The organism is Paenibacillus sp. MSJ-34 (genome assembly GCF_018918005.1).
Taxonomy (GTDB): domain Bacteria; phylum Bacillota; class Bacilli; order Paenibacillales; family Paenibacillaceae; genus MSJ-34.
This window is the reverse complement of record NZ_JAHLPR010000063.1, coordinates 17,873-28,651: the sequence shown is the minus strand read 5'-3', so window position 1 is coordinate 28,651 and position 10,779 is coordinate 17,873. Positions and strand designations below refer to the sequence as shown.

The following is a 10,779-nucleotide window of genomic DNA, read 5'->3' as shown; positions in this document are numbered from 1 at the left end:
GATTATTACAAAGGAGTTCATGGCTATGAATACAGGATAAATGATGTGAAAAAGTAGACTGGGGACAGGGGAAGAAGATCCCCATACCCCAGCTTACTTTGGTACGTATGAACGGAGATGCACGAACTTAAAGGACGCCGTCAGGCGTTTTTCTTATTTGACGGAGGATCTTTGCCAATTTTTCCGCAGCGTTTATTCGATGAGCGGCAAATTCTGGCGTTATTTTGAACCGCCGGAGAGCGATTGTCTCCAGCGGTTTTTCTTATTTCGATGAAGTGGCGTACGCCGTTGGGACGAGGCGCTCTCTCAATTCGATTGGGGACGGATTGGGGACAAAAGTTCTGTTAAAAAGGAAAAAGTCGCATAAAGTCGAACTATAACAGAAGAAAAAGTAAATTAATCTCTACAATACATAAATATAAGACAACGTTGTTGACTGGGGAGCAAATGAAACAGGTACATGACGAGTTGGCGGCAAAGTCCGTTTATAAGAAGGAAGAGAGAAGGAAACATGTTAAAGATATTCAAGTTGCGATTCAAGAAGATAAGAGAAAAGTTACTTCCGGCGTTTGTCCGAAATGCAGCAGTCCATTAGTTCAGCGGCGCGGAAAAAACGGTGCATTCATAGGCTGCAGCGGTTATCCAAAGTGTAGATTTACAAAGAACGTGTAGCGGGCATTTTGAATAAAGGAACCCGTTGAAATTATAGATGAGCAAAAGCACCGGCAGGAATTTATTTCCTAATGTCGAATTAGGATTTGGGAGGTGTCGAAATGAGACTCGACTTTAGGAGAGCGACTGCTCATATGAACGGAATGACTAAATTTTTTAATCAAGGTTCGTTAATAGAGGCGGAACGCTTTCTTAAACCGGATGAACAGGTTCTGCATGTGGAGCCGGTCAACTTGGATCGGGGCCCGGGGGTTCTGGTCGTGACCGATAAGCGGGTTTATAGTGCATGCCAAATGATGACTACATATGAATTGAAGCAGTTGCCGTACCGGGAAATTAATTTTATTTCCGTCGATTCCCAGAAAGGTAGCATGCGAATTGAAACCAATCATAATAAGGTCCTTATTGAAGCGATCAATAGAAATAGAAGCGTGATCATTCAGCAGATGATCTTGGAGCGAATCTCGTAAACCTGTACGACATAGAGTGACAGCGCTTTGGCCGATGTTGTATAACGTACAACATTCCACTCCGTTTCCTTGAAGCGCTCACGTTTATGCTGCAAAATATACAACATTTTAAGTCAATTCGCACGATATTTGACCTTGTGTTGCGCATATGTTGTACGTTCTACAACATAACTAGCTGTTTTCCTATAATGGCCCCTTTTATGTTGTATACAATACAACATGGCCTAAAGACTTCAAGCCCGGTCGATGATCCGGGCTTTCGTTATTGGAGCTTGTCGCTTGAGCGGATCGGGTGAACGCAGTATAGTTAGGTTGAACGAAAACGGAATCCTGCTAGGAGTGATGAAAACATTGAGCATGTGGTTGATTTTTGCGCTATTATCGGCGGTCATGGCTGCTTTGGTGGCGATTTTCGGCAAGATCGGGTTAAGCGGCATCGACGCGAATACGGCAACGGCCGTTCGAGCGGTCATTATGGCATTGTTTTTGGTGTTGGTGGTCGTGTTTGAGGGAAAGATAAGTCAGGTGAGCACAATTCTGGCCAATAAAAAGGCGCTCACCTTTATTATCGCCAGCGGGTTGGCCGGAGCGCTATCATGGTTGTTCTACTTTTTGGCGTTAAAGTACGGGAAGGTTTCCCAAGTCGGCCCGATCGATAAATTGAGCGTCGTGATCGCCGTCATTCTGGCCGTTATTTTCTTAGGGGAGAAAATATCGCTGATCAACGCAATCGGCGTATTTCTTATTGCCGCCGGGGCGCTGCTGGTCGCCGTCAAATGATCGAGTTCTGCGCTCGAGCTTGAGGGGAGCGGAGGAACAAGGTATAGTAAATTTACATATTATTATTGGGACAAAGGGATGAAGAGAACATGGAAAAATTGTTTTTTATCGAATTGGGCATGGGGACCGATCTGCACGGCCAAAATGTAACCAAAGCCGCGGTCAGAGCCGTGCAAAATGCGATTCGCCATAATTCGATGCCTGGACTTCGTTCGTTTCTGCCAGGCAACAGCCTGGACAATATGATTGTCAACGTGAAACTGGCCGTTCCTTGCGACAAGGATAAATTGGATATCGAGCAAGTGAAGGCGGTACTTCCTTACGGCCGGGTGAACGTTGAAGTAATGGACGGCGGCATGCTTACGACAAGCGGCATCATACTGCCGGACAAGGAAGATGTCAACGATTTGATCTATATCGTGAACGCGTCGGTAGAAGTGGGCTGTTAGAAGCTAGAAGCTGCAAGCTAGAAGCGAAGGCCGTTCGCCGATCGCATTAACGGCCGTCCTCCAGCAGATCGATGGCGAGATGGAATTCGCGAATCGCGTCCTCCAGCGCTTTGATCCACGCTTTCAATTGTTTGTCGTTGGCCGGATTCCTTTTCAGTTCGCGCTTATATTCGTCCAATTGCTTGCTCATCGTATGGATATCGAGCTGCAACGTGGCGATCACGTTAGGGTATAGCCTGCGCTGCTTGGTGATCACGGATTTTGCAGCGCCAGGCTTGTCCGCATTGGATGAGCGCGCCGCGGCCGGCTGAGCATCCGGCTGCTGTGCGGCCGGCTTCTGCGCAGCAGTCCCGCCTGGACGCGCATCGGCGGCTTGCTGCGCTGCGGATGAGCGCGCCGCCGTCGGCCGCGAAGCGGGGGCCACAGCAGCGGCCGAACGGGCCTGCTTCGCGTTGTTCGGCTTGGCCGCGGCTTGCGTAGCTTCGGCAACCTCATCGGTTGCCGCCGGCTGCGGCTTGGCCTGAGCAGGCTTGGCCGAAGCGCTCGCCGCCTCTGCCGTCGCCGACACTTCGCTCTCGGCCTGATCCTCTTCCAAGTTTGCCGCCGCGCCGTTTCTTCTTTGGTCGATTTTGCGAAGCAAATCTTGTTTTGCCGATTTTTTGGCAACAGCTTCTTTTTTCTCGCTTGATTTTGTCTCCGATGTTGGAGCGGAACCGGATTGCGATGCAGGCGGAACGGATGCAACCGAAGCGATTTCGGATTCGGGTCCCTCACTTCCGCCATCCCGGACGGTATCGGATTGATCCGCAGCAGCTTCGCCGGCTTCGGCTTCCGTGATTTTGTCCGATTGCTGCATCGTTTTTCTGACATACAATCCGCCTTCGCAGCTCTCCGTGAAATAAAACACCATCATGTCGTTAAATTCGATCAGTTTCAAAGCCGTTTCAAAACCGGGATTCGCCATAAATTGGTCGATCAGCCGATTGATTTCGATATTTTTCGTCGTATCGTAATATTGCTGTTTAATAACCGTTCCTGCAAGCGCATAGTCGCAGTTGCGCAATTGAGCTTTTAATTTTAATTTTTTGATCGGATTCACCGATTCCCATCCTTCCTGTTTCGAACGCTCTATTTCAATTCAACGAAATAATTTCCATTTCCTCTGTTTACTTTCTTATAACTTGATTATACCAAATCTTGTCCCAATTCTCCTTCACTCTATTGCATTTTTTATAAATATTTGATTGAAAAGCCGTCCGAACAACGCGCAAAAACAGACGCCGACTTGGCGTTTCGATCAACGCAAGCCGGCGTCCAGCAAGTTCCTTACTCGTAAATTTTGTCCGCATTCTCGTAACGAAGCTTTTCAGCGTGTGTTTTTGCGCGGTCGTCGTTTTCCGGTTGCGCGTTGTTTGCCTTGCCGGATTGCGGAACCACTTCCGTAGATTCCTTTACATGTGAGTACAGCTCTTTCTTCACCGATGGTTTCATCTTTTGCCTCCTGCCCTTTTCGACTAGTTTGTTATGGGACAGAGAAATTCATACATTGCAGTTACAGTTGAAGGAGGCGTAGGGAGAAGGAGCGACTCCTTCTCCGTTCCGGCGAACGATCAGCCACAGTGGTGTTTTCTCCGACGTCTGCAGATGACTTTGACTTTTTGGCCTGGATGAAGAACAATCGTGATTGCTTTTCTTTTGCGATGTGCCACAGGAATCACCTCTTTCTATTAATTTAATACATTTTATGAAAGAGTGGTAGAAAAGTGAGGGCAAGTTTTCGCTGTATCGAATAATTGGCGCAAGTACAATCCTGTTATTCGCAGCAAGAACAGAATTGGCATGAATTCGGCATCGTTCTTCATTTTGCGGCAAAACCGTGATGTTGAAAGATGTTAAACAATGTAATATATTGTACTTTTTGTTCTTTATTTGATATGTTTTATGAAACGTATCCTAATAAGGAAGTATATTTAAAGTGCAGTTCTATATTTGTTACAAGGGGAAAAAGCTTCTCGGCCCTATGACAAAAGAGGAAGCGGTACGGAAAATGTTCGAATTACGGGGAACGTTCAAAGATTTATATATTATCGAAGTGGATGAGAAATCGGGGAAAGTGAAAGGGAGAATCGGTTCCAAAAATAGAAAAAAATAACCAAGTACGTAATTATATTCAAAAATGGGACGAAAGTTTGAAGGAAAAAATGTATCGTTGTAGAAATATATGTTGTTGTAACGATATTCGGGAATGAAAAGGTGATGGAAGGTGACAAAACGGACAAAGGCTAATTTGTATAAAAATTCCGAAAAAACCGGTACATCCAATGCTCCGAGGGATGATTGCCGCGAAAAAAAGGTTGCCGTTGCCGGAGTCGACCATGATATTGCCGAAATTGCATTTCAAAATGAAAAAAACGGGCCGGAGGATGAACTGGGCGACATAATACGGGTCCGCGAGAGCGAAGAGCGGTATCGGCAATTGGTTGAACTGTCGCCTGAGCCGATTGTGGTGTATAGCGACCGTACCATCGTTTATGTCAATCCTGCGGGAGCCGAGCTCATCGGTGTCGCAGATCCGAACGAATTGTACGGCAAGTCGATCGGGGAATATTTTTTCGCGCATGCCTCTGCGTCGTTGTTTGATGAGAACAAAATTCCAATCGAAGGAACGGTAGAAATGAATATTTCCACCGCTTACGGCCAACTCATTACGATCGAGGCGATGGCGGTCCCGATACGATATCGCGGCGAGCCTGCGGTACAGTTACTATGCAGGGACATTACGGACCGGAAAAAGGCGATCGAAAGCGAATATCGTTATCAACGGCTGTTAAAGCTTTCGCCCGTGCCGATCATTCTGCATCGCAACGACCTGATTGTCGACGCCAACGATGCGGCCGTGAAATTGCTAGGCGCGGAGAAGAAGACCGACATGATCGGTCAATCGGTCTATACATTCATCCATCCCGATTATTATGCAGAGGAGAAGAAACGGTTGGAGTCGGTCGTTCTAACGGACGATCATCTGAGTTTCCGCGAAATCAAATTAAATCGGTTGGACGGTAGAACGATCGATGTCGAAGCGTCTGCTATTTACATATATAAGGACATGGGATCCCCCGTCGTGCAGAGCGTGTTTCAGGATTTGACCGAACGCAAACGAACGGAGGAGTTGATACGGCGGTCGGAGAAGCTATCGGTCATCGGCCAGTTGGCTGCGGGGGTCGCGCATGAAATCCGTAATCCGCTGACTTCGCTCAAAGGGTTTACGCAATTGCTCAAGTCGAAGCATAATCAAGACCAGGATTTCTACAGCATCATGTTAACCGAGCTGGACCGAATCAACTTTATTGTCAACGAATTTATGACGATTGCCAAACCGCAAGCCGTCAAATTCGAGCCGAGATATATTCCCGATGTGATTCATAGCGTCGTCATGCTGGTGGAGCTTCAAGCGATACTGAACAATGTGCAAATCGTTATGGACGTGAAGAAAGGCATTCCGCTCGTCGAATGCGACGAGAATCAGTTCAAGCAAGTATTCATCAACTTGTTGAAAAATGCGATCGAAGCGATGGACAACGGGGGGACGGTTACGGTTCATATTCGTAAAGGACGTCTCAACCAAGTTCATATACGTATCGTCGATCAGGGACCGGGCATCGACGAGGAAAGAATCGGGCGTCTTGGGGAACCGTTCTTTACAACGAAGGAAAGCGGGACGGGGCTAGGACTGGTTGTAAGCTGCCGCATTATCGAGGCCCACGGCGGAACGATTTCGTTCAGCAGCAAATTAAACCGGGGAACGACCGTAGATATTGTGCTGCCCCCGGCGCATGGGTAACTCGCGGATTCGTCAATACGCAAACAGCGCCGTCGTCTATGCCTCCTCTTCGGCATAACGTACGGCGCTGTTCCGCTTTTTTGTTATTGACGATCTGCGTTTGCGGCTTGCGAGTCCATCGGATCCTGCTTGTTTCCGGATTCAACCTTCCGGCGCGCTCGGCTTTCAGCCGGGCTCTGCGCGTTTTGCTCATCGTAAATTCCTCCCGATTGCTTAATAAGATTCGAAGAGTTCTTCCCTTCGGCATGGATGCCTTTTCGTGCGGCGATCCGTTATTCAAGCGTAATACAGCATAAGCAAAAAAGCAAGATTGTTCCGCATGCGGCCTGTCAACCATTGTAATTGGATGCCGGCGGGCGCTTGCTTTTTATATTTTGTTCCCTCCAATTCTAGCAATATCGGACAGGTCTCAATAAGATAGTTCATGGATTTTATCCGCAACAAGCGTTTACAATAGAATACAGTAATAAAGGAGAGGAGAGCGATACGATGGATCAAATCAAAGTGGCCGTGATCGGATGCGGCTCAATTTCCAAGCACCGGCATATTCCGGAATATGCGGCCAACCCGCATGTGAAACTGGTCGCCTTCTGCGATCCGGTGATCGAACGGGCCGAACAATTCGCGCAATTGCATGGAGGAAAGGCTTATTCCGATTACGAAGAGATGCTGAATAAGGAAAAACCGGACGCCGTCAGCGTCTGCACGCCGAACTTTGTGCATGCTCCGGCTGCGATCGCCGCCGCGAAAGCCGGCGCGCACGTCCTCGTCGAGAAGCCGATGGCCGCTTCGGAAGCAGAATGCGAAGCGATGATCGAAGCCGCCCGTCGCACCGGCGTATTGCTGATGGTTGGGCATAATCAGCGGTACATGCCGCCGCATGTAAAGGCGAAAGAAATATTGAAATCGGGCGTACTCGGCAAAGTGTTGACATTCCGCACATCGTTCGGACATCCCGGACCGGAGAGTTGGAGCGCGGACGGGCGCGAGAGCTGGTTTTTCCGCAAGCGGGAAGCGATTATGGGCGCCATGGGCGATCTGGGCGTGCATAAATCGGATCTGATCCGATGGCTGCTGGAGGATGAAGTGGCGGAAGTCGCGGCGATGATCGGCACGTTGGACAAAGCCGACACCGATATCGACGACAACGCGACATGCGTGCTGCGCATGAGAAGCGGGGCGATCGGCACGCTCGTGGCCAGTTGGACTTATTATAGAGGCGAGGACAACAGTACGGTGTTATGGTGCGAACATGGAGTTATGAAGATCGGTACCGATCCGGAGGATCAAGTCATTGTCGAATTGCGCAACGGCAGCGTTGAAAAATATAAAGTCGGCGCCATTGCGACGAATGAAGAACAGACGTCCAGCGGCGTGATCGACGCGTTCGTCGAAAGCATCGTAACGAAATCCGCGTCGCCGGTTTCCGGCGAGGAAGGAATGCGTTCGCTCAAAGTCATCTTGGCGGCTTTCGAATCCCAGGAGAGCGGCAAAATAGTAAGACTATAAGCAAGCCCGCGCGTTATCGCGCCGGCTGTGCCGGAGTAAGGTCGTGCTGGGGCAACTCTCGCGAATCATAAGAACCGTCAGGATGATCCTGACGGTTCGATTAATTTCTCGGTTAATTTTGCGTTTGAATCGTGATCGTCATCGCCGCTGCGTCCCATTTCACATCCGCCCCCAGCGCTTCGCTGACGAATCTTAGCGGCACCATCGTTGTCTGGCGAACCAACTGGGCCGGAACGGACAAAGCGATTTCCTCATCGCCGACGATTGCTTTTTTGCTGTTTAGCGTAAGCGTCATTTTCGTGCCGTCTTTCATCGCTGTTACCGATTGGGAAACGGAGTTCCACTTGATGTCGGCACCCAGTCTTTCGAAGATCGCCCGCATCGGAACGAGCGTATTGCCGCCGATATTGACGGGCGGCTGTTCGAACGATTGCAGCTCGCCGTCGATATACACTTGAATCTCGCCGGTTGGCGCGGTTTTGCCGGACGGCGGCAGGACTTGAATTTCGCTAGGCGGCGCGACATTGACAGCAAGCGGCGGGAATTTCAGCTCGAGCGGGCGGACGGTTATCTCGCCGCCAAACGACGATTGTCTTATATCGTTCAGCTTCTTAATCGCCGCGCTGCGCTTCTCCAGAATCGTGGCAATCATATTGTCGCGAATTTCGTTCAATTGGCGTACCGAATCGTCGCGGACATTGTCAAGCGTGCGTTTCGTGTCGGCACGGAATTGTTCCAGGTCGGATTGGGCTTTCGCGAACGTTTTGTCCATTTCCTTCTGGGCGGCGGTTTTCGATATTTTACCTTGGACGTAACGCCACATGGTGCCGAGGCTATAGCTCTTGTCCGCTTCATTGTTCAATTTCCACATTAAGCTTGTCGAATAATTCGGATTGACCGTATTGCGGTATTTCCACATCGTACTCGTGGAATAACTCGGGTCAACCGCTTTGCCGTATTTCCACATGACGCTTGTGGAATAAGAAGGCGAAATCGCTTTGTCGAACTTCCAATGCGCGCTTAAGGAGTATGCTTTATCGGCCGCCTTATAGTATTCCCACATCGCACCGAGGGAATAGCTCGGGTCGCTTTGATGTTTGTACTTCTGCAGATCGCTTACGTATTTCCGATCGTCTCCGTGCGCATCCTCCAATTGCCGAATATCGTCCCCGTATAATTTCTCAAGGTAGGCTTGATCTTCGGCGACGATTCGTTCCAATTCCTTCTGCTGGTCGACCGCCGCTTTCCGCAACGCTTCAAATTCCGTCGTCCGATATTGGAGCGTTTCTTGGTACAGCTTGTCTTCCGTCTGCTCGATAGCGCTGTACCGGTTCCAGATCGATTCCACGAATTTGGCGTCCGCAGCCGAAGCGGCCGATGGCATTAGAATGGCGCTCGCAAGGATTGCGGCTGAGAAGAAGCTCCCCCATAATTTTCGTTGCAGTGTTCCTTTGACCATACACGTCCTCCTACATATACATATAATGGTTACAATGTAGAGTTACGCATGTGGAAGGCGGACGTTTCGCAAATTGCCGCGCCGGCAGGCCGTTTTCCGGCAAAATGAATCTTTCCGCCTATTAGGATTGCGACGAAAGGAGCAGCTTTTTGCCCATTGCCGATGACCTTCAAGTTCTATGAAGCGATCGAGTTCTTCAACTCGCGGCCATACGTCTTCTTACGCTCCCTTCTGTCAATATCCCTCTCCGTCAGTTAGCAAGAATGCGACTATGTATCGCTTTCCGGTCGCAAGAAATCGGCCTTCTGAACGAGGGGGATTTCGACAGAAGGCCGAAAAATGCCAGGCCGCTCCGGCTTGAAACGCGCGAAATGCGCAATGCAACCGACGCTTGCCGTCTCCCATCGATTAGACGCCTACAAGCTTGCCTTGCCGCATCAGCAATGCGTCGTCGATATAAACGTCGGGCTCCTTCACGACCAAATCGATATGCACGCCCGCCTCGACGGTGCCGCCGAACGTCGCATTGCTCCCGAACGCGACATGGATCGTGCCGAACGCTTTCTCGTCTTCGAGTACGATGCCTGTAATGCGCGCTTTATCGTTCGTCCCGATGCCGAATTCGCCGAGCAGCCGGCCGTCTCCGTCGCCCAACATCCGGAGCAATCGTTCCGCCTCCGCGCCGCTCGCATCGGTCAAGCGCCCTTGGTCTACCGTCAGCAGCAGGGGACTGTCCAGCTTCCCGATGCCCGCCGCCGACCCATCCGCGACGATTTCCCCGCTTGCGGTGCCTTCCACGGGCGCGATGTAGGCCTCGCCGGAAGGCAAATTCCCCGATTCTCCCGGATATAGGTACATGCCGGTGCTCGGCACGCCGTTGCGGTTTTCGATCGAGAATTCGAGCGTTTTGCCGTCCTTGACGATGCGGACATGCTTGCCCTGCGTCAAAATAGCCGTTACACGCTCCGTCAACGCCTTCACCTGCACGTAATCGGCCGTAACCGCTCCTTCCGTAAACATATCCCAAGTCACACCGGGCATGGTCGCCAAACGAACGCCTGCCGCGGCCGCCTCCTTGCGCGCTTTCGTATGCGTCAACGAATGCTTCGTAATGCATAGGCATACATCCGCCTTTTTCATCGCTTCCGCCACCTGTTTAGGCGGCTCCTCTCCGGATTTGCTCCGTTCCTTCATCAGCATCAGCGCCGACTCCGCGCCGAAGGAAAGCCCGGCCTCATGCACGATTTCCGCAATATCCCTTTTCGGAGGATCGGTAACGATGATGAGCGTTTCCGATGCCCGCAGTCCCAAACAATCGATTAATAGTTTGCGTGCCGTCTGCAAGTAGGTTTCTTCCATGTCGCAAAGTCCTTTCTAAATCCGGCGATTCCTTCCCCGCCATATTTTCAGCGTTTCATTGCTGCATTTCGCTAAAGTGTATTAAATTTCATTTTACCGCTTTTTTTCGAACTTCTGCAATCATTTTTTTCGATAACGGTGAACATTTTTTTTTATTTTCAGACTATTTACACATTTATAAGGCTTTGCTATACTGATCAACAAGTTTTCACATTGTGATCGTGTGTTTCGATATGTGAA

10 protein-coding genes are annotated in these 10,779 nt (G+C 49.9%); 6 read left to right on the top strand and 4 right to left on the bottom strand.

The annotated features are described in order from the left end of the window. Positions 1-447 precede the first annotated feature (447 nt). From KQI79_RS24420 to KQI79_RS24405, 4 genes are all read left to right on the top strand, one after another. A complete protein-coding gene (locus KQI79_RS24420; protein ID WP_216540921.1) occupies positions 448-672 on the top strand; it encodes a topoisomerase DNA-binding C4 zinc finger domain-containing protein in 225 nt (74 codons plus the stop codon). 134 nt (positions 673-806) lie between these two features. Further along, positions 807-1,142 carry a PH domain-containing protein gene (locus KQI79_RS24415; RefSeq protein ID WP_216540920.1) on the top strand — a complete coding sequence of 112 codons (336 nt, stop codon included), beginning with the start codon at positions 807-809 and terminating at the stop codon, positions 1,140-1,142. A 351-nt stretch (positions 1,143-1,493) separates the two neighbouring features. Beyond that, a complete protein-coding gene (locus KQI79_RS24410) occupies positions 1,494-1,922 on the top strand; it encodes an EamA family transporter (protein WP_216540919.1) in 429 nt (142 codons plus the stop codon). Positions 1,923-2,011: 89 nt separating this feature from the next. Beyond that, a complete protein-coding gene (locus KQI79_RS24405; RefSeq protein WP_216540918.1) occupies positions 2,012-2,371 on the top strand; it encodes a Lin0512 family protein in 360 nt (119 codons plus the stop codon). Between the two features lie 46 nt (positions 2,372-2,417). On the opposite strand, the gene KQI79_RS24400 is transcribed toward KQI79_RS24405, so the two are convergent. Both KQI79_RS24400 and KQI79_RS24395 read right to left on the bottom strand, forming a co-directional pair. Then, the gene (locus KQI79_RS24400; protein ID WP_216540917.1) at positions 2,418-3,470 is read right to left on the bottom strand and encodes a hypothetical protein; all 1,053 of its coding nucleotides are present in this window, start codon (positions 3,468-3,470) and stop codon (positions 2,418-2,420) included. 227 nt (positions 3,471-3,697) lie between these two features. Next, positions 3,698-3,862: a hypothetical protein gene (locus KQI79_RS24395; protein WP_216540916.1), complete on the bottom strand. Its 165-nt coding sequence runs from the start codon at positions 3,860-3,862 to the stop codon at positions 3,698-3,700. Between the two features lie 772 nt (positions 3,863-4,634). Here KQI79_RS24395 and KQI79_RS24390 point away from each other — a divergent pair. Together KQI79_RS24390 and KQI79_RS24385 are read left to right on the top strand one after the other, a co-directional pair. After that, positions 4,635-6,212: a PAS domain-containing sensor histidine kinase gene (locus KQI79_RS24390; RefSeq protein ID WP_216540915.1), complete on the top strand. Its 1,578-nt coding sequence runs from the start codon at positions 4,635-4,637 to the stop codon at positions 6,210-6,212. Positions 6,213-6,701: 489 nt separating this feature from the next. Then, positions 6,702-7,721, top strand: a complete 1,020-nt coding sequence (locus KQI79_RS24385) for a Gfo/Idh/MocA family protein (RefSeq protein WP_216540914.1) — start codon at positions 6,702-6,704, stop codon at positions 7,719-7,721. A 112-nt stretch (positions 7,722-7,833) separates the two neighbouring features. On the opposite strand, the gene KQI79_RS24380 is transcribed toward KQI79_RS24385, so the two are convergent. Together KQI79_RS24380 and KQI79_RS24375 are read right to left on the bottom strand one after the other, a co-directional pair. Next, on the bottom strand, positions 7,834-9,180 hold the full coding sequence (locus KQI79_RS24380; protein ID WP_216540913.1) for a copper amine oxidase N-terminal domain-containing protein: 1,347 nt from the start codon (positions 9,178-9,180) through the stop codon (positions 7,834-7,836). Between the two features lie 408 nt (positions 9,181-9,588). Continuing rightward, positions 9,589-10,539 carry an aminopeptidase gene (locus KQI79_RS24375; RefSeq protein ID WP_216540912.1) on the bottom strand — a complete coding sequence of 317 codons (951 nt, stop codon included), beginning with the start codon at positions 10,537-10,539 and terminating at the stop codon, positions 9,589-9,591. Positions 10,540-10,779: the final 240 nt, after the last annotated feature.